The following is an 18,994-nucleotide window of genomic DNA, read 5'->3' as shown; positions in this document are numbered from 1 at the left end:
ATCGGGTGCACTCCGGCCGTACGGCCAAAGCGAGGCGGCGCGCCGGTGTCTACTCCACGGTGACGGACTTGGCCAGGTTGCGCGGTTTGTCGACGTCGTAGCCGCGGGCCTGCGCCACCGACGCCGCGAACACCTGCAGCGGGACGGTCGACAGTAGAGGTTGCAGAAGTGTTGACACCGAAGGGATTTCGATCAAATGGTCGGCGTACGGGCGGACGGTGTCGTCGCCCTCCTCGGCGATGACGATGGTGACCGCGCCGCGCGTCTGGATCTCGCGGATGTTGGACAGCAGCTTGGCGTGCAGCGTGGCCTGACCCTTGGGCGAGGGCATGATGACGATGACCGGCAGGTCGTCCTCGATCAGCGCGATCGGGCCGTGCTTGAGCTCGCCGGCGGCGAACCCCTCGGCGTGCATGTAGGCCAGTTCCTTGAGCTTGAGCGCGCCTTCCAGCGCCACGGGATAACCGACGTGGCGGCCCAGGAACAGCACCGTCGAGGACTGGGCGAACCGGTAGGCCAGGTCGGCCACCGGCCGGATCGTCGCGAGCACGCGGGCCACCTGGTCGGGCATCGCTTCCAGCTCACGGTATTCGCGCTCGACCTCGTCGGGGTACTTGGTGCCGCGGGCTTGCGCCAGCGCCAGGCCGACCAGGTAGTTCGCGGTGACCTGGGCCAGGAAGGTCTTGGTGGAGGCCACCCCGATCTCCGGGCCGGCGCGGGTGTAGAGCACCGCGTCGCACTCGCGGGGGATCTGCGAGCCGTTGGTGTTGCAGATCGCCAGCACCTTGGCCTTCTGCTCCTTGGCGTGGCGCACCGCTTCCAGGGTGTCGGCGGTCTCCCCGGACTGCGAGATGGCGACCACCAGCGTGCTGCGATCCAGCACCGGGTCGCGGTAGCGGAACTCGCTGGCCAGCTCCACCTCCACCGGCAACCGGGTCCAGTGCTCGATCGCGTACTTGGCCAGCAGCCCGGAGTGGTAGGCGGTGCCGCAGGCGACGACGAACACCTTGTCGATGTCGCGGAGTTCCTGATCGGACAGCCGCTGTTCGTCGAGCACGATGCGGCCGTCGACGAAATGCCCGAGCAGGGTGTCGGCCACCGCGGTGGGCTGCTCGGCGATCTCCTTGAGCATGAAGTACTCGTAGCCGCCCTTTTCGGCGGCGGCCAGGTCCCAGTCGATGTGGAACTCGCGAGCGTTGGCGGCGTCGTCGTTGCCGTCGAAGTCGGTGATCCGGTAGTCGTGCGCGGTCAGCACAACGGCCTGGTCCTGGCCCAGTTCGACGGCCTGGCGGGTGTGCGGGATGAACGCCGCCACGTCGGAGCCGACGAACATCTCGCCGTCGCCGATGCCGAGCACCAGTGGGGTGGACCGCCGGGCGGCGACGATGGTGCCGGGCGCGTCGGCGCTGGCAAACACCAGCGTGAAGTGGCCCTCCAGCCGGCGCAGCACGGACAGCACCGAGGCCACGAAGTCGCCGGCCGTGTCGCCGTGGCGGTAGGCCTGCGCCACCAGGTGCACCGTGACCTCGGTGTCGGTGTCGCTGGCGAACTCCACCCCGGCCGCCTCCAGCTCCTGGCGCAGCGGCGCGAAGTTCTCGATGATGCCGTTGTGAACGACGGCGATCCTGCCGGCGGCGTCGCGGTGCGGGTGGGCGTTGCGATCGGTGGGTCGACCGTGGGTGGCCCAGCGGGTGTGGCCGAGGCCGGTGGTGCCGGCCAGCGACGCCTCCGACGACGCGGCCATCTCGGCCACCGCCTGCTCCAGGTTGGCCAGCCGGCCGGCGCGGCGGCGCACGGTGAGCCGGCCGTCCGCGTCGACCAGGGCGATGCCCGCCGAGTCGTAGCCGCGGTACTCCATCCGGCGTAGCGCGTCCATGACGACCTCGTGGGCGGGCCGCTGCCCGACGTAGCCGACGATTCCGCACATCCATCCCAGGGTAGTGCAGCGCCCCCGTCGGGGCGGTGACGCGCGCGGCGGGCGGAGTGTACCGATGCCCCGCATAGCGCGGCCGGCGGCGCGCCGTGGCCGATGCGGGTGGGTTCATATCGACCTCATGAAAAACGTGCGTTCGTCACCTGATGTATTTCCGACGTTTTCGACGGCTTCATCGAACGCGCGCCGCCGGCCCTTAAGGTGCGAAATATCAGCGAATGCTGGCAACTACCGAACAGTCGAATGAGCGGCACCGACCAGGTGGCGCTCTGCGGCTGGACGCCGGCGCTGCGGACATGCCGGAAACAGCGGAAAGGACGACGGAGTTGACGCCCGCCTGACCACGAAAGCATGGGTTCTGTGCGATTCGGAAGTCGAATCACAGTGCTTTTCAACGCTTATCGCATACGTCATCGTACACCACCCGGTAACCCCACTTTTACCGTGAGTTTCGCCGGCCGACATCGACGCTGACGACCCGGCAGCGCAGATGCCGCACCGGGCGCCATTCCGAAGATTTGTGTTCAGCAAATGTTTCGCGACACGCAAACCGGAGATGGGCCATCGCAATCAAATGCAAATGGAGAATTTCGCAGCGGATCGCGCCGAAACGGCCACCGGCCCGCGCTTCGAGGAGAGAACCATGACTGCTGTGCTCTACGACGAAGTCCTCTACACCACCGAAAAGGCCCCGGCGCCGCCGCGGCCGCGCCGGAGGTCGCCGATCGTCGGCGGCGGTGACCCGCTGGTGGACGCCGCCGCCCGCGTGTTGAGCATTCCGCTGCGCCAGCTCTACGCGGCGCTGTGGCGGGTGGGGGTCATCGAGGTGCTGGCGTAGCGACCGCGGAGGCGCCCGGAGCAGCCCCGCGGTGCGCTAACGTCGACGCGTGGCCCGCATCCGCAAGCTCGTCGCGACCCTCAGCCGCCGTGGCCCGCATCGGGTTTTGCGCGGTGACCTGGCTTTTGCGGGCCTGCCGGGTGTGGTGTACACCCCCGAGGCGGGGCTGAACCTGCCGGGCGTGGCGTTCGGTCACGACTGGCTCACCGGCGCGGCCCGCTACCACGGTCTGCTGGAGCATTTGGCGTCGTGGGGCATCGTGGCCGGCGCCCCGGACACCGAGCGTGGCGTGGCGCCGTCGGTGCTGAACCTGGCGTTCGATCTGGGTACCGCGCTCGACATCATGGCGGGGGTCCGCCTCGGGCCGGGCAAGATCAGCGTCCACCCCGCCAAGCTCGGCCTGGCGGGCCACGGGTTCGGGGGGTCGGCCGCCGTGTTCGCCGCGGCCGGCATGGCCGGCATGGCGGGCGAGCCGGCCGGTGCGGTGGCGGCGATCTTCCCGACGGTGACCAGTCCCCCGGCCGAGGAGCCGGCCGCGACGCTGAAGGTCCCCGGCCTGATTCTGACCGCGCCCGGAGAACCCGCGTCGCTGAACTCCAACGCGCTGGCACTGTCGCAGGCATGGGAGTCGGCCACGCTGCGCATCGTCCGCAAGGCCGAACCCAGGGGGCTGGCCGAGGGCAGGCGACTGCCCAAGGCCTTCGGGCTGGCGGGCTCGCACCGGCGCACGCAGCGCTCGGTACGGGCGCTGCTGACCGGGTACCTGCTCTGCACGCTTGGCGGTGACAAGGCCTATCGCGCGTTCGCCGACCCGGAGGTGCACCTACCCAAGACGGACCAGGTGGACCCCGAGGCTCCGCCGGTTTCGCTGGAAGAAAAGATTGTCGCGCTGCTGAAATAGCGCGGGCCGCCGCAGCGGGCCGCGACCGTCGTGGTATCTGTCGTGCATGCGCATCGGGATCGCTCTGGACTATTCGGGCGGCTTTCACCAGGCCGTCGACCGCATCGTCGAACTGGAGAAGTCCGGCCTCGACATCGCGGTGGTGGCCGAAGCGTATTCCTTCGACGCCATCAGCCAGCTCGGCTACCTTGCCGCCAAGACGGACACGGTGGAGCTGGCCTCGGGTGTGGTTCCGCTCTACATCCGGACCCCGTCGCTGCTGGCGATGACAGCCGCCGGGCTGGATTTCGTGTCCGACGGCCGGTTCCGCCTGGGCATCGGCACCTCCGGTCCCCAGGTGATCGAGGGATTTCACGGTGTGGAGTTCGACGCGCCGTTGGGCCGCACCCGGGAGGTTGTGGAGATCTGCCGGAAGGTGTGGCGGCGCGAACGGCTGCAATACGCCGGCAAGCACTATCAGATCCCGGTCCCGCAGGATCGCGGCACGGGCCTGGGCAAACCTCTTCAACTGATCAATCACCCAGTGCGCGAACGCATTCCGATCACGATCGCCGCGCTGGGGCCGAAGAACGTGGAGCTGACCGCCGAGATCGCCGAGGGCTGGCAGCCGGTCTTTTACCTTCCGGAGAAGGCCGCGTCCGTCTGGGGCGAGGCGTTGGCCGCCGGTGCCGCCAAACGCGATCCCGCGCTGGGGCCGCTGGACGTCATGGTCCACACGTCGCTGGCCATCGGCGACAACGTCGAAGAGCGGCTGGGGTGGGTGAAGCCGCAGCTGGCCCTCTACCTCGGCGGGATGGGCGCCCGGGGCCGCAACTTCTACCACAACCTCGCCACCCGGTATGGGTTCGGTGAGGTCGCCGATCGGATTCAAGACCTGTATCTGTCCGGCCGTAAGCGCGAGGCCACCGATGCCGTGCCCGACGAGTTGGTGCGCGGGATCTCGCTGGTCGGCCCCCGCGGTTTCGTCGCCGAACGCCTGGCCGCCTTCGCCGAGGCCGGCGTGACGACGTTGCTGGTCAGCCCCGTGAGCGCCGATCCCGCGGAATCGGTGCGTCATGTCGAGGAGCTGCTCGAGCTGCGACCCGCCTGAACTCCTCACCGGCCCGCCTGCGGCAGCTGGTCGGCGGCGATCTCACATGGCGTCGACGCCTCGTCCACCGCGGGCGCCGGCGCATCGACCGGCTGCGCCACCGGCGCGGCGGGCGGCGGCCCGGCCGCCGGCGCCGGTGCATCGACCGGTGGGACCTGGTCGACAGGTTGGCCCTGGTCACCGGGTTGGGCCTGGTCCCCGCCTCGAGTCGGATCGCCGGGCTGGTCGTGGTCGTCTTCGCGCGACTGGTCGACGTCTTCGATCTCGCCGCCGTGGGTGTGCTCGTCGGCGTCGTCACCCCCGTCGTCGGGGTGGAAGGGATCGTCGATGCCGGACGGGTCCGCGGCGCCCAGTGCGTCGTCGAGCGCCGACGGGTCGGCGAGCTGACCGGCCGAACCCAGCAACCCGCTCATCGCCTCGACGATCCGCCCCGCGAGCCCACTCAAACCGCCCAGACCGCCCAGGCCGCCGCCCAGACCGCCGGCGGGCGCACCCGCCGGGTCACCGAGCGCGGCTCCCCAGTCCGGCACCGGCGCCACGGGCGCCGTGGCAGCGCCCGGCGGCGGGTCGGCCGGCGCCACGGGCGCCGTGGCAGCGCCCGGCGGCGGGTCGGCCGGCAAGGAGGGCACCGCGGCGGCGGGCACCGCGGCGGCGGGCGCGACCGCGGCCGCCACGGCCGGCGGGTCCGGCGGGGCCGGTTGGTAGGTCGGCGCGAAGTCACCCGGAACCTCGAAGTAGACCGCCGGCGCGGCGGCCATCTTGTCGATGACCATGTCGTAGGACGCCGCGATCCCCGCCCCGGTCGAACGCATCGCCGTCAACCAGTCGTTGCGAATGTCGTTGTCGACGTAGGGGTTTATCTGTTGGCGAACGATCTGCTCGGCCGCCCGATCGCCGGTCCCGGTGGCGACCGCGGCGGCGGCGGCCAACCACGCGGCTTGCTGCGCGTGCGTACGGTCATCGACGGCGATGGCGGTGGCGACCTTCGAGTCGAGCAGGTACCACAGGTTGTCGCGCAGCGACTCGCACCGCTGCGCCGCGGCGCGGATCTCGGCGGCCACGGCGCCGGCGGCATCGCAATGGCGCTGCAGGAAGGCGACCGCGGCCGCACCGCCCGGGCCCGTCCACGCCGCGGCCAGCTCGTCCACCTGTGCCCGCTGCATGCGCAGGCCTTCGGCGACCGCGGCGGACGCCGCCCGCAGTTCCGCGCAGTCGCGGTCCAGCGCGTGCAGGTCCAGGCCCTGTTCGCTGTCGTACCAGTCGCGGATCTGGGACGGTCGCGTCGTCAGGTCGGGCTCCTGGTAGCCGAGCGCGCGACAGGCCCGCACGTAGGTCTGTGTGTGCTCGACCGCGAGCCGGCCGTCGGCGAGGCGCCCGGTGACGTCCAACCGGCCGGTCATGGTCAGGCGATCCGCCTGGCGGCATAGAGCTCGGCATCGGCGTAGCGCTCGGCGCTGGCCCGCAGCGCCACGGCGACGGCCGCCGAGGCCCGCGACCACTGCGACAGCTCGGTCACGAGGCGCTGGAGGCCGGCCCGCAGGGCATCACCGCGCGCGGTGTAGGCGCGTCCGGCAGCGGCCCCACCGAAAGCCAGCCTGGCCAGGTGCTCGCCCACGGCGCCGTCGATGAGTTCGGCGGCCGCCCCCAACCGGTCGGCCACCCGGTGCACCGCCGCCACGTCGACCTCGGCAGAACTACGTTGTCTCATGCCTATTCCGACGCCGGGGGCGGCGCCGGGGTTCCGGCGAGAATCAGCTCGCGGCGCCGACCACTTCCGCGACCCGGGCGGCGATCCGCTCGGCGACCTCCTTGGCCGGCGCTTCGACCATGACGCGGATCACCGGCTCGGTTCCGGAGGGCCGCAACAGGATTCGGCCGGTTTCGCCCAGCTCGGCCGTGGCCGCCTCGACCGCGGCCTGCACCGACGGCGCCGCGGAGGCGGTGGCCCTGTCGGCCACCTCGACGTTGATCAGCACCTGGGGCAGCGTCCGCATCGCCGCGGCGAGGTCGGCCAGCGGGGCGCCGGTCTGCACCATGCGGGTCATCAATCGCAGACCGGTGACGATGCCGTCTCCGGTGGAGCCCAGCGCGGGCATCACGATGTGGCCGGACTGCTCTCCGCCGAGGCTGTAGTCGCCGGCGCGCAACTCCTCCAGCACGTAACGGTCGCCGACGCCGGTCGTGCGCACGGTGATGCCGGCCGCACGCATGGCCAGGTGCAGCCCGAGGTTGCTCATCACGGTGGTGACCAGCGTGTCGGACACCAGCTCCCGGGCCTCCTGCATCGCCAGCGCGAGCACGACCATGATCGCGTCGCCGTCGACGACGTGTCCGCCGGCGTCGACGGCCAGGCACCGATCGGCGTCCCCGTCGTGCGCCAGGCCGAGGTCGGCACCGTGCGCGACGACCGCCGCGCGCAGCGCGTCCAGGTGCGTGGACCCACAACCGTCGTTGATGTTGAGCCCGTTGGGCTCGGCGTTGATCGCGATGACCCGCGCACCCGCCGCGCGGTACGCGGTCGGTGCAGTCGCCGACGCAGCCCCGTGGGCGCAGTCGACGACCACGGTCAGCCCGTCGAGCCGCAGCGTGCTGGCCTTACCGACGTGGCGCAGGTAGCGGTCCGCGGCGTCCTCGGCGTCGAGCACCCGGCCGATCCCCGCACCGACCGGCCGCACCCCCGGCCCGGCGGCGAGGAGTTCCTCGATCCGGTTCTCGCTGTCGTCGTCGAGTTTGCGGCCGCCGGGACCGAACACCTTGATGCCGTTGTCGGGCATCGGGTTGTGCGACGCCGAGATCATGACGCCGAAGTCGGCGTCATAGGCACCGGTCAGGTACGCCACGGCCGGGGTGGGCAGCACCCCGACCCGCAGCGCGTCGACACCCTGGCAGGTCAGCCCGGCGATCACCGCGGCCTCCAGCATCTCCCCGCTGGCGCGGGGATCCCGGCCCACCACGGCCACCCGCCGGCCGGGTCCGCCCGGCCGCGCGAGGTGCCCGGCTGCGGCCATGCCCAGCGCCAACGCCAGCTCGGCGGTCAACTCGCGATTGGCGACCCCACGAACACCGTCGGTGCCGAATAGTCGACCCATGCGGACAAACCTCTCACAGTTTGGACGGTCCAGCACCTAACGTGCCCGTTCCTTTCTGACCGAAACCGCGCACGACAGCGCGCAGACACGCCGAAAGACGCGCACAACGTCTCGTGCGAGATGCCGCTTCGCGGCCAGAAAGTGACCGCCGAATCAGCGCTTGCTGTACTGAGGCGCCTTACGCGCTTTCTTCAGGCCGTACTTCTTGCGCTCGGTGGCACGCGGATCGCGGGTCAGGAAGCCCGCCTTCTTCAGCGCGGGGCGGTCCTCCGGCGACGCCAGGATCAGCGCCCGGGCGATGCCCAGCCGCAGCGCACCGGCCTGGCCCGACGGCCCGCCGCCGGTCAGGTGGGCGAAGATGTCGAAATTCTCCGCGCGGTCCACGGTGACCAGCGGGGCCTTGATCAGCTGCTGGTGCACCTTGTTGGGGAAGTAGGCCTCCAGGCTGCGCCCGTTGAGGTCGAATTTGCCGGTACCGGGCACCAGGCGCACCCGCACCACGGCCTCCTTGCGGCGGCCGACGGTCTGGATGGGCCGCTCGAACACGTAGGAGTCGGCGGCGGGCACCCCGGCGGCCCCGACGGCCTCGGGGGTCTCCGGGACCTCGGCCGGGGCTTCCGGCGCCGCCGTGGCCTCCGTGGCTTCGGTGGCTTCTGTGGCTTCTTCCAGGGCTTCGGTCGTCTCGGTCACTGGGCCACCTGCTTGATCTCGAACGGAACCGGCTGCTGCGCGGCGTGGGGGTGCTCCGGGCCGGCGTAGACGTGCAGCTTGCGCTGGATCTGCCGGCTGAGCTTGTTCTTGGGCAGCATGCCCACGATCGCCTTCTCGACGACGCGGTCGGGGTGCTTCTGCATCAGCTCGCCGATGGTGCGTTTGCGCAGGCCACCGGGATATCCCGAGTGGCGGTAAGCCAGCTTGTCGCGCAGCTTCTCGGGGCCGATGCCGACCTTGTCGGCGTTGATGATGATGACGAAATCTCCGCCATCGACGTTGGGGGCGAACGTCGGCTTGTGCTTGCCGCGCAGCAGGGTGGCTGCCGCGACGGCAAGACGGCCAAGCACCACGTCCGTGGCGTCGATGACATACCACGACCGCGTGGTGTCACCCGCCTTCGGCGCATAAGTGGGCACAGCGCTTACCTTCTCTTCTCGGGGTGGATCCCGGTGCAACCCGGGTGCCGGTCAGGCGTCACACGGTGGGGCTGGTCTCGGCGACCGACATTGACCCGAGGCCCCGGCGTTACCGCACGCCAACGGAGCAGCTTACCGACGGACGTCCCCGCAGGTCAAAATCGCTGTGTGGTCCCGGCGGCTCTCCTCCGCCGGGACCACACAGCAGCCTGCGCGGGCGCGACGGCTACCGCCCCCAGATGCCGGCGGCCCGGCGGTCGGCGTCGGCCACCTCCTCGGCGCCGTCGCGGACCGCGTTGCCGAGGTCGACGAGGATCTCGTTGAGCGCGCTCGCCGCCTGATGCCACCTCAGCTGCTCCGCCTGATAGGCGGCCGCCGCTTCGCGGGTCCACAGCTGCTGCAGCGGGGCGATCTGCGACCTCAATTCCTCCAGCGCAGCATTGAACCTTGCCGACGTGGCGTGGATCTCCTGCCGCACGGCGTATTCGATTTCGCCGAAGTCGTAGGACAGCACCGGGTCCACGGCTACTCCTCTCCGGTCACAGGTGTCCGCCGGAGGCGGCGACGCGGTGGGCGTGGTGTTCGGCGGCCTCCTGCAGGGCGGTCGCGTTGTGGCGGATGGTCTCGGCGATGGCGTGCAGGACGTGGTGCAGCCGTACCGACTCGGCGTTCCAGCGATCCACCACCTCCTTGAACCGCGCCGCCGCGGGCCCACCCCACACCGACGGCGGGACACCGCCCATGCGGCCGATGAATGCCTGCAGCATCGCGCGCAGCTCTTCGTTACGGGTGTCGGTCGTGGCCGCGACCGAGCGCATCAGGTCTAAGTCGGCGCTCAGGGCGTTGGAGGTCGTCATATCAGGTTCGACGGCGGCGGGCCGCTTGCGGTTCCACCGGGTTCCCGATCATCCGATCGCATGCGCGGAGCGGACCGCCCGCTCGCACACGTCGCGCACGGCGTCATAGCCACCGGGCCGGCTCTGGCACCCGACGCTGATCCGGACCTCGCCGTCCAGCAGCACGGTCCACCGCACGTGATGGTCGGCGCGCACCTCGCGGTAGGTGACCGCGGGGCGGCCCGCGCTGGTGCCCGACGGATCGAAGTCAACGAACACCGCGGCCGGCTCGGCGTCGATGGCCCGCTTCAGCCGCTCGGCGGCGCCGCTGAGCGCCTCGCCGGGCACCGGGGACTGGGTGATGTGCAGCGCGACCTCGGGATCGGACGGCGAGGTGACCTGCACCCGCGCCGAACCCGGGCCGGCGACCACGCGCCGGGCCGGCCAGCCGGCCGGAACCGACAGGGCCACCCTGCCCTCCACCAGCAGCGTCGGGGCCGCGGCGGGCGCGGGTGTCGCGGCGTGACGTCCGCCCGGGGCCACCGCCGGGGCCGCCGCGGCCAGCACGACGGCGGCGGCGGTGAACCCGGCGCGCAACCGCGCCCGCGGACCTGAGCCCCCGCCCGAGCGCGCGACCCGGTTCCGGGGGGCGCGGGCCGGGGCCGGTTCAATCGACCGGGCCAGGCGGGCCAGGCGGACGTCGTCGACGTGGACGACCGCGCGCCCGCCACCGCGCGCCGCCTCGGCGATCGACTTCGCCAGCGCCGCCGCCCCCGTGACGCCCCCCGGCGCGTCGAGGACCACGGTGCCCGTCGTCCCGGCGAGCACCGCCGCGACCTCCTCGGCCAGGCGGTGCCGCCGCGTCGCGCGCGGTATCGCCACCACCTCGGCCCCGGTGATCACCACCAACCGCTCGGTGATCTCCACCACCGCCGCCGCGCCCGTGGCCGCCCTGGCCAACAGCCACGACCGCGGGCGTGCCCGCACGTCGGCGGCCAGCGTCCCCGCGGCCGCGCTGACCACGCCGATGCGCGCCGGCGACCACCACGACGGGTGCACGAGCACCAGCGCTTCCCCGGCCTCCGGGCACAGCGCCGACCGCAGCGCAGCGCGCCACAGCGCGTCGACGCCCACCGGCCGCTCCCCGACCAGCGCCACCGGGTCGTCGATCGCCCCCAGGGCCGCCGCCGTGACCTTTGTCGCAGCCGAACCGTCTGCTGCACAACATAACCGGCGCACGGTGCCGGGCCCCGCCTCGATGATCGCGAGGTGCGCGCTCACGGCGGGCTCCAGGCCACCTGGATGAGCTGTTCGTCACCGGGCCGGGCGACCAGCACCCCGCGCCCCGGCGGCAACCGCACCGGTCGGCCGGAACCGAACGGCGCGCCGTCGCCGGGGCATCCGCTCATCCTCAGTTCCGCGCAACCCAGATCGCGCAGGCCCGCCAGCAGCGGCTCGAACAACGCGCGCTCAGCGCCCCCGCTGCGCCGCGCGAGCACCAGATGCAGCCCCAAATCCCTTGCATGGGGCAGGTATTCGACCAGCCCGGCCAGCGGGTTGCCCGACGGCGCGGCGACCAGTTCGTAGTCGTCGACCAGCACGTAGATGTCCGGCCCGGACCACCGCGACCCGGCCCGCAGCTGCTCCTGGGTCGCATCCGCGGGGGGCATCCGCCGCCGCAGCCGGTCCAGCAACCCGGGGAGCAGCGCGGCCAGCGTCGCCGGCGAGGCGGCGTAGCCGCCCACGTGCCCCGTCTCGACCGCGCCCAGCAGCGCGCGACGGAAGTCGACGATCAGCAGGTGCGCCTCGGCCACGCTCGCGGTCCGCGCGAGCTCCCGGCACAGCACGCGCAGGGCGGCGGTCTTTCCGCACTCGCTGTCCCCGAGGACCAGCAGGTGCGAATGCCGTTCGAAATCGACCACCACCGGTTGCAATCGGTGCTCCTCGATGCCGATCAGGACGCTCGCCCGGGGCACGGCACCCGCACCGGTCACGACGGCGTGATGGTCCACCTGCGAAGGCAACAGCGCTATGGGCGGCGCCGACGAGTCGCCGTGCGGGATCTCGTCGCCGGGCACGGCGATGACCATGTGCAGGCCGTCGGGCGAGAGGCCGCGGCCCGGCCTGTCGCGGGGCACGTGCTGGGCGGCCTTGCGGTCGAGCTCGGAGTCGGCGGGGTCGCCGAGCCGCAACTCGATGCGGGTGCCGATCTGGTCCCGCAGCGACGGCCTGACGTCGGCCCACCGGGCCGCCGACAGCACCACGTGCACGCCGAACGAAAGCCCTTGGACGGCAAGGGCGGTGATCGGCGCTTCCAGCTCCTCGAGCTCGTGCCGGAGGGCCCCCCAGCCGTCGATCACCAGGAACACGTCGCCGAACGGATCGCCCCGCGGTGCCGCGCGCTGCGCACGCAGCCGGCGATACCGGGCGATCGAGTCGATGCGGTGCTCGCCGAAGAAGGCCTCCCGCGACCGCACCACCGACTCGCACTCGGCGACCACGCGGGCCGCGAGTCGCGGCTCGGCCCTGCCCGCGACGGCACCCACGTGCGGCCAGTCGTGCAGCGCCGCCAGCGCCCCGCCGCCGAAATCCAGGCAGTAGAACTGAACCTCGCACGGATCGTGGGTGGCGGCCAACGCGGTGATCAGTGTGCGCAACGCCGTCGACTTGCCAGATTGGGGCGCCCCGACGACCGCCACATTGCCTGCGGCCCCGGACAAGTCGGCCAGCAGCGGCGTCCGGCGCTGCTGCAGCGGCCGGTCGACCAGGCCGATGGGAACCGTCAGGGCATGCAGTGGGGCCGCGCGCAGCAGGGTGGCCAGCGCCGGCGGCGGGCCCAACGGAGGCAACCACACCCGGTGCGCGGGCGGCCCGTGCCCCGACAACCGGTCCACGAGCGCGTGCAACACCGTCGGCGCCGGCGCGCCGCCGGACGCCGCGACACGCGCCACCGGTCCGGCCGCCCGGGTGCCGAACGGGCGCACCGTCGCCGCCGCCGCGGCCGGCACGTCGGGCGCCGGCTCCGTCCGCACCGGCCCCGACACGAAGGCGGCCTGGAAACGGACCGGCTCGCCGCTGCCCGCGCGCAGGTAGCCCGCGCCGGGCGTGTTCGGCAATTCGAACGCGGCGGACGTGCCCAACACCAGGCGGGACTCCCCGGGGGACAGCGTCTTCAGGCACAGCCGGTAGGACAGGTGGGCCTCCAGGCCCCTCAGCCTGCCCTCCTCGAGGCGCTGACTGGCCAGCAGCAGATGCATGCCCAGCGAGCGCCCCACCCGGCCGATCGCGACGAAGGTGTCGGCGAAGTCGGGATGGCGGCCGAGCAGTTCGGAGAATTCGTCGACGATGACGAACAACGACGGCAGCGCGCTGTGCGCGGCACCGCCGGCCCGGGCCCGTTCGTAGGCCGCGGCGCTGCCACACCCCGCCGACCGCAACAGCTCCTGGCGGCGGTTCATCTCGCCGGCCAGCGCGTCGCGCATCCGCGCCACCAGCGGCGCGTCGTCGGCCAGGTTGGTGATGACCGCGGCCACGTGCGGGGCGCGTGCCATGTCGAGAAAGGTTGCGCCGCCTTTGAAGTCGACGAGGAGCAGGTTGAGCGAAGCCGGTGAGTTGAGCGCCATCATGCCCAGCGCGACGGTGCGCAGCAGTTCGGACTTGCCCGATCCGGTGGCCCCCACGCACAGGCCGTGCGGGCCGACGCCGCCGTCGGCGGGCTCCTTGATGTCGAGCCGCAGCGGCGTGCCGTCGGCCGCACAGCCGAGGGGAACACACAGCCGCTCACGACCACTTGCGCCGCTCCACAACGGCATCGGATCGAATCCCCCGATGTCGCCGATTCCCGCCAGCGCCGGCCATCCGGACCCCACGGCCCGGCCGTCGGCCCCGACCCGGTAGGCCGCCAGCCGGCGCGCGCATGTCATCGCCTCCACCGGGTCGAGCCGGTCGGGACGCGTCACGGCATCCGTCTCGCCGGCCTGAACTATCGACACGGGTGCGCCGTCGCGGCCGCCGCCGACCGCGATGACGACAACGCCCGGTGCCGCGTCGGCGCGCTCGTCGAGTTCGACGATCAGCACCGCCCGCGCCGCGCCCCGCAGGCCGCCCAGTGCCGCCAGCGCCCCGGCAACACTCGGGTACACCATGCGGGCAGGCCCCAACGCATCGGTTTCGGCGGGATGCCCGTTGTGGGGCAACCACTTCAGCCACTCCCAGTGCGCGCGGCGGCGGTCGCCGACCGCGGCCGCGATCAGCAGTCGATCCGGGGGATGCAGCACCGCCAGCTGGCAGATCATGGCGCGCAGCAGTCCCCGCACCGCCGCCGGATCACCCTCGAGGGTGAGGGTCGCACCGGCTCGCAACCCGATCGCGATCGGCACGTCGGCGACCATCGCATGGGTCTCGACGAATCGCCGCATGGCCGCGGTGGTCACCGGGTCGGCGGCTCCGCGTGGCGGTGGCTGCCCGACCACCAGGCGGGCGGCGAGCGGCCGGGCACCGACGCCGACCCGGACCAGGCAGAAGTCGGCGTCGGCCGGGCGCCGCTCCCACATCCGCGGGCCGCCGGTCATCGTCCACAACGTGTCCGGGTCGGGATGACGCCAGCGTTCGGAGAAGCGTTGTGCCGCTGCGATTTCGGCCACGGACTGGCGCAGGCTGCTCAGATGTTCGAGGTAGGCGGCGCGGGCCGCGTCGATATCGCCGCGGCGCCCCCGCCCGGCGGTCACCGTCGCCACGGTCGAGAGCAGCATCATCGCGGGCAACGCCAGAAACACCGGGGCGCGGCCCCCGCCCCACCCCGACAGCGACGACGCCGCCATGGCTCCAGCGGCCGCCAGCGAGGCGACGAGCGGGAGCAGGCGCAGCAGCGGACCCTGCGACGCGGGGGCCGGCAGGTCGGGCGGGGCCTCGACCACGATGTCCGCCGCCGCGACCGCCGGCGGCGGACGCCGCGGCGGGGGCACAAAATCACGCGTCATCGCGGCCCACGCCCGGGGACGGTAGGCAGCCGCGCGTCCGGCGGCAAGTCACCTGTGGACAGCCGGACACCGGCCCAACCGGAAACCGGTTAACGTGCCGGTGATTCGAGCGAAGGGGACGCACGTTGCCTGCATCCGACGAGTTGTGCCGGGTGTGCGTGCACGCCGGTGCCGCCGCGGCGGACCTGACGTTGCCCGCCCACGTGCCCGTGGCCGCCCTCATCCCGTCGATCGTCGACATCATGGGTGGCCCCGCCGGCGCAGTGGAGGCGACCCGCTACCGGTTGTCCCCACCGGGGCTGCCCGCGCTGCCCGGGTCAAGCACGCTGGCGCACAACGGCATCCACGACGGTGCCGTTCTGGTGCTCAGCCAGTGCGCCCCGCCGCCGCCGGCGCCGCGCCACGACGACCTCGCCGAGGCGGTCTCGGCCGCGCTCGGCGCGGCAGGCCGGCCCGACGGCCGCCACGCGGCCCGCACCGCGGGTGCCGTCGCGGCGGTCGTCCTGGCCGGCGTCGGGGGCCTCGCGCTCATCCGGAACGCGTTCTGCGGCACCGTACCCGCCGGAACGGCCGCCGTGGCCGGCACGATCGCCGGACTGTCCGCGGTGCTCGCCCGCCGGGCGGACCGGGACCCCACGGCCGGGCTCGCGCTGGGCGTGATCGCCACCCTGTTCGCCGCGGTCGCCGGATTCCTCGCTGTTCCCGGCCCCCCGGGCGCGCCGGGCGTGTTGCTGGCAGCGACGACGGCCGGGGTCGCGTCGGTGCTGTCGATGCGCGTATCGACCAGCGGCACAGCCGGTTTGACCGCGCTGGCGGGCGTGGCGATCGTCGTCGCCGCCGCCGCGTGCGTGGGTGTGCTGACCGGGGCCCCGCCATCGGCGATCGGTGCGGTGTCCGCGCTGGCATCCCTCGGCCTGCTGGAAGCCTCGGGGCGGATGTCCATCGTGGCGGCAGGCCTGTCGCCGCGCCTCGATGCCGCCGCACCCGACGGGGACCGGGTGGCCGCCGGGGCGGTCCGCGCCGACCGCTGGGCGACCAGCCTGGCCGGCGCGTTCTCCGCCTCGGCCGCCCTCGGTGCCGTGGTCACCGCGCTGGCCGGCGGACCGCGCCTGGCCCGCCTGGTCTTTGCCGCCGTCACCGGGGCGCTGCTGTTGTCGAGGGCCAGGGAGATCGACGCCAGGCGGGCGTTGCCGCCGGCCGTCGCCGGGTTCGTCGTCCTCGCAGCGGTATTCGCCGCTACGGCGGTCGGCGCGCCCGATCGGGGACCGTTCATCGCCGCGGCCGCGGCGCTGCTGGCCGCCGGGGCGTTGTGTCTGGGGTTCGCCGTCCCCGACCTGTCGCTGCCGCCCCCGCTGTGCCGTGGCCTCGGGCTGCTGGAATGGCTTGCGCTGCTGGCCATGGCGCCGCTCGCGTGCTGGATCTGCGGCGTCTACGGCGCCGTTCGCGGAATCCACGTCCGGTGACGCCGGCTCTTGCCGGGCGCCTGCTGGCGGTTGCGGCGCTGGCGGGGCTGTGTCAGTTCGGGACGCCCACCGCCCATGCGGTTTCGCCGCCGCAGGTCGACGACAGGTGGCTGCCGCCGCCGGCACCGCCGGCACCGCCGGCGCCGACCGCGCAGCGCGACGTCTGCGCGCCGCTCACCAGCGGTCCCGCCCCGGCCGCCGACCCGCTCGCCGACCTCGACCTGCCGCGGGTCTGGCGGCTCACCCGCGGGGCGGGTCAACGCGTCGCGGTGATCGACACCGGCGTCTCCCCGCACCCCCGGCTGCCCGCCGTGGTGCCCGGAGGCGACTACGTGTCCACCGGCGACGGTACCCGTGACTGCGACGCACACGGCACGCTGGTGGCCGCGATGATCACCGCCGCAACGGATTCCGCGGGCGCAGGCGGGGTCGCACCCGATGCCACCGTGATCGCCATCCGCCAGTCCAGCGCCAAGTTCGCCCCTGCCGCGGACCGGTCCCGCCCCGGCGTCGGGGACGTCGACACGCTGGCCAAAGCCGTCCGCACGGCCGCCGATCTCGGCGCCTCGGTGATCAACATCTCCGCGGTCGCCTGCGTTCCGGCCTCCTCGGTGCTCGACGACCGGGCGCTGGGCGCCGCGCTGGCCTACGCCGTCGACGTCAAGAACGCCGTCGTCGTCGCCGCGGCGGGCAACACCGGCGGCCCGGGGCAGTGTCCCACCCAGGAACCGGACGCCACCTGGGACACCGCCACGGTCGCGGTCAGTCCGGCCTGGTACGACGACTACGTCCTGACGGTCGGTTCGGTGAACGCCGCGGGAGCGCCCTCGCCGTTCACGCTGGCCGGCCCCTGGGTGGACGTCGCCGCGACCGGTGAGCGGGTGAGCCCGCTCGGGTGCACGGTGTCGGGCACCAGCTTCGCCGCGCCGATCGTCAGCGGGGTGGCGGCATTGATCCGGGCCCGCTTTCCGGCGCTGACCGCGCGGCAGGTGATGCGGCGCATCGAGTCGACCGCGCACCACCCGCCCGCCGGGCGCGACCCGCTCGTCGGTCACGGGACGGTCGATGCCCTGGCCGCGGTCAGCACCGACTCCGGCCCGCCCGGCGCCGCGGCCACCGCGGCACCGTCGGCGGTGCCGGCCACCGCCCCGACGGCGTCCCCGAACCGGGACGCGCGCAACACCGCGCTGGGCGGCGCGGCGATCTGCCTCATCGCGCTGGCCGGCGCGCCTGCTGCGCGGGCCGCCCGGACCCGACGCCGACATCCCGGGCCACCGACGCCGCGCGCCGGCTGAGTTCCGGTCCCGACGGCAGCGCCGCCACCATCGGCCACGGCGCCGGAACCGCCGCCGGAAGGCCGAGGTCGTGCGCCGCGTCGTCGTCGGGGACGGCGAAGCGCACCCCGGTATCGGTGACGAGGTATCGGTCGGCGTCCCGGCCGGCCCGCACGTAGGCGCTGCGACCCGGCGGCAGATAGACCGCGTCCAGCGCGGGACCGCCCGCGTCGGCCTGGGCCAACGTCACCGGCTCCTGCCCGGACGGCAGCGGGAGGCGATCCGCCGTCAGGAAGCCGACGCCGCCGGCGGGCGCGGCCGGGTCCTGCGCGACGCACACCGTGCCGGCGGCGGTGGCCAGATCCGGTGCCCGGTCGGGGAAGCCGCCCACCGGCAGCGTCGTCACGATCGGAGCGGCGCGGATCGCGTCGGGTGGCACCGTGCGGACCTCGGCCATCCCGTGCGAGTCGCCGAGACGCAGCAGATCCGCGGCCACCCGGCCGATGCGCTGAGCCCCGGCGGGCAGGACCGCGTAATATTCGTCACCGTCCCCGCGTGTGATGCGCAGCACATCGCCGACCGCAAAACCCGGCAGGCCCGCCGAGGGACGGCCCGCTCCGGCGATCCGCGGCGCCGTGATCGGCGGCGCCTCCGGGACGGCGTCCAGCAACCACCGGGAGACGGCCCGCGGCGCTCGGCCCTCCAGCCTGAGCGCCCGCACCACGGCGGCGTCGGTCAGGTCGACAACGGCCCGGCGCCCCCCGTAGAGCAGGTAGGCGGGTGGGCCCGGGCCGGGTGCGACCAGGAGGGCCTGCCCGTCGCCCAGGCGACGGGCGGCCGAGGCGTCGGTGGGTCCGACGACGACCGTCGTGGCCTCGCCGCCGGGCCCCCGGCCGTCGCAGACCGCCCACACCGACTCCGCCGCGGGCAGCACCGCTCCGATGAGCGTCGGGGCGCCCGGAATGCCAAGCAGAGGGCCGCGTTTGGTGTGACGCAGGTCCGCCTCGGACACCAGCCGCGGGCCGGTGCCGGCGCCGGCGATCAGCCGCGCCGACACTGCGTTGAGCACCGGATGCCAGGTGTCGCCTACGCGGACGTACAGCGCCCCGGACTCCCGGGCCACCACGATCCGCGCCTGGTCGAACCCCGCCTGCGGCCGCAGCAGGGCCAACACGGCGCAGCCGGCCACGGCGACCGCCGCCAGAACCCAGCCGAGGGTCAGCGGCGCCGGCTGCGCCGCAAACGACCGGCCCCCCACCAGGGCGCGCTCGACGCGGTGCAGCAAAAAGCGGTAACCGCTGACCTGCAGCGCCGTCATCGACCGGCCCGCCACCCCGCCGCCCTCCCCCGTCCGTGTCTCTTTCCGATCCGTCCCGGATCCGTGGGGCCTCACGGTAGCCCGTGTGCCGGTGCCCGCGCACAGTTCATCCACAGCCGCCGAGGTGTCGTCTGGCCTGGTTA

The 18,994-nt window shown here is 73.3% G+C and carries 16 protein-coding genes; 5 read left to right on the top strand and 11 right to left on the bottom strand.

What is annotated here, in order from left to right; translation table 11 throughout:
• Window positions 1-49: 49 nt before the first annotated feature.
• Window positions 50-1,927, bottom strand: a complete 1,878-nt coding sequence (glmS, locus tag ACJ512_RS05385) for a glutamine--fructose-6-phosphate transaminase (isomerizing) (RefSeq protein WP_407688754.1) — start codon at window positions 1,925-1,927, stop codon at window positions 50-52.
• Between the two features lie 649 nt (window positions 1,928-2,576).
• On the opposite strand from glmS, the gene ACJ512_RS05380 reads away from it, so the two are divergent.
• Genes ACJ512_RS05380 through ACJ512_RS05370 form a run of 3 tightly spaced genes read left to right on the top strand, consistent with a single transcriptional unit; the run spans window position 2,577 to window position 4,762 of the window.
• Window positions 2,577-2,771 carry an Rv1535 family protein gene (locus ACJ512_RS05380; protein ID WP_407688755.1) on the top strand — a complete coding sequence of 65 codons (195 nt, stop codon included), beginning with the start codon at window positions 2,577-2,579 and terminating at the stop codon, window positions 2,769-2,771.
• 49 nt (window positions 2,772-2,820) lie between these two features.
• Window positions 2,821-3,672: a dienelactone hydrolase family protein gene (locus ACJ512_RS05375; protein ID WP_407688756.1), complete on the top strand. Its 852-nt coding sequence runs from the start codon at window positions 2,821-2,823 to the stop codon at window positions 3,670-3,672.
• Between the two features lie 46 nt (window positions 3,673-3,718).
• Window positions 3,719-4,762 carry an LLM class F420-dependent oxidoreductase gene (locus ACJ512_RS05370; RefSeq protein WP_407688757.1) on the top strand — a complete coding sequence of 348 codons (1,044 nt, stop codon included), beginning with the start codon at window positions 3,719-3,721 and terminating at the stop codon, window positions 4,760-4,762.
• Between the two features lie 5 nt (window positions 4,763-4,767).
• On the opposite strand, the gene ACJ512_RS05365 is transcribed toward ACJ512_RS05370, so the two are convergent.
• The 9 genes from ACJ512_RS05365 to eccCb all read right to left on the bottom strand — a co-directional run bounded on the left by ACJ512_RS05365 (window position 4,768) and on the right by eccCb (window position 14,796).
• Window positions 4,768-6,162, bottom strand: a complete 1,395-nt coding sequence (locus ACJ512_RS05365; RefSeq protein WP_461479986.1) for a hypothetical protein — start codon at window positions 6,160-6,162, stop codon at window positions 4,768-4,770.
• A 2-nt stretch (window positions 6,163-6,164) separates the two neighbouring features.
• Entirely contained in the window at window positions 6,165-6,470 is a 306-nt protein-coding gene (locus ACJ512_RS05360) for a hypothetical protein (protein WP_407689286.1), read from the bottom strand.
• Window positions 6,471-6,513: 43 nt separating this feature from the next.
• Complete coding sequence (gene glmM / locus ACJ512_RS05355) at window positions 6,514-7,851, bottom strand: phosphoglucosamine mutase (protein ID WP_407689287.1); 1,338 nt, start codon at window positions 7,849-7,851, stop codon at window positions 6,514-6,516.
• 153 nt (window positions 7,852-8,004) lie between these two features.
• Window positions 8,005-8,541 carry a 30S ribosomal protein S9 gene (gene rpsI, locus ACJ512_RS05350; protein WP_407689288.1) on the bottom strand — a complete coding sequence of 179 codons (537 nt, stop codon included), beginning with the start codon at window positions 8,539-8,541 and terminating at the stop codon, window positions 8,005-8,007.
• The gene (gene rplM / locus ACJ512_RS05345) at window positions 8,538-8,981 is read right to left on the bottom strand and encodes a 50S ribosomal protein L13 (protein ID WP_369740367.1); all 444 of its coding nucleotides are present in this window, start codon (window positions 8,979-8,981) and stop codon (window positions 8,538-8,540) included. The genes rpsI and rplM overlap by 4 nt, the downstream gene beginning before the upstream one ends.
• A 226-nt stretch (window positions 8,982-9,207) precedes the next feature.
• Complete coding sequence (locus ACJ512_RS05340) at window positions 9,208-9,504, bottom strand: WXG100 family type VII secretion target (protein ID WP_407689289.1); 297 nt, start codon at window positions 9,502-9,504, stop codon at window positions 9,208-9,210.
• Between the two features lie 16 nt (window positions 9,505-9,520).
• A complete protein-coding gene (locus ACJ512_RS05335) occupies window positions 9,521-9,838 on the bottom strand; it encodes a WXG100 family type VII secretion target (protein WP_407689290.1) in 318 nt (105 codons plus the stop codon).
• Between the two features lie 48 nt (window positions 9,839-9,886).
• Window positions 9,887-11,098, bottom strand: coding sequence for a type VII secretion-associated protein (locus ACJ512_RS05330; RefSeq protein WP_407689291.1), 1,212 nt, complete (start codon window positions 11,096-11,098; stop codon window positions 9,887-9,889).
• Complete coding sequence (eccCb, locus tag ACJ512_RS05325) at window positions 11,095-14,796, bottom strand: type VII secretion protein EccCb (protein WP_407689292.1); 3,702 nt, start codon at window positions 14,794-14,796, stop codon at window positions 11,095-11,097. Before eccCb ends, ACJ512_RS05330 begins: the two co-directional genes overlap by 4 nt.
• Window positions 14,797-14,921: 125 nt before the next feature.
• Between eccCb and eccD the strand changes: the two genes are divergently transcribed.
• Complete coding sequence (gene eccD / locus ACJ512_RS05320; protein WP_461479985.1) at window positions 14,922-16,259, top strand: type VII secretion integral membrane protein EccD; 1,338 nt, start codon at window positions 14,922-14,924, stop codon at window positions 16,257-16,259.
• A complete protein-coding gene (mycP, locus tag ACJ512_RS05315) occupies window positions 16,256-17,554 on the top strand; it encodes a type VII secretion-associated serine protease mycosin (protein ID WP_461479984.1) in 1,299 nt (432 codons plus the stop codon). Before eccD ends, mycP begins: the two co-directional genes overlap by 4 nt.
• Here the strand turns inward: mycP and eccB are convergent.
• Window positions 17,469-18,851, bottom strand: a complete 1,383-nt coding sequence (gene eccB, locus ACJ512_RS05310) for a type VII secretion protein EccB (RefSeq protein ID WP_407688065.1) — start codon at window positions 18,849-18,851, stop codon at window positions 17,469-17,471. The two genes, mycP and eccB, sit on opposite strands and share 86 nt — an antisense overlap.
• Window positions 18,852-18,994 lie beyond the last annotated feature (143 nt).

The sequence above is a fragment of the Mycobacterium cajalii genome (genome assembly GCF_045809005.2).
In the GTDB taxonomy this organism is placed as follows: Bacteria; Actinomycetota; Actinomycetes; order Mycobacteriales; family Mycobacteriaceae; genus Mycobacterium.
The sequence above is the reverse complement of the archived record's forward strand: the minus strand, read 5'-3'. Positions and strand labels throughout refer to the sequence as shown.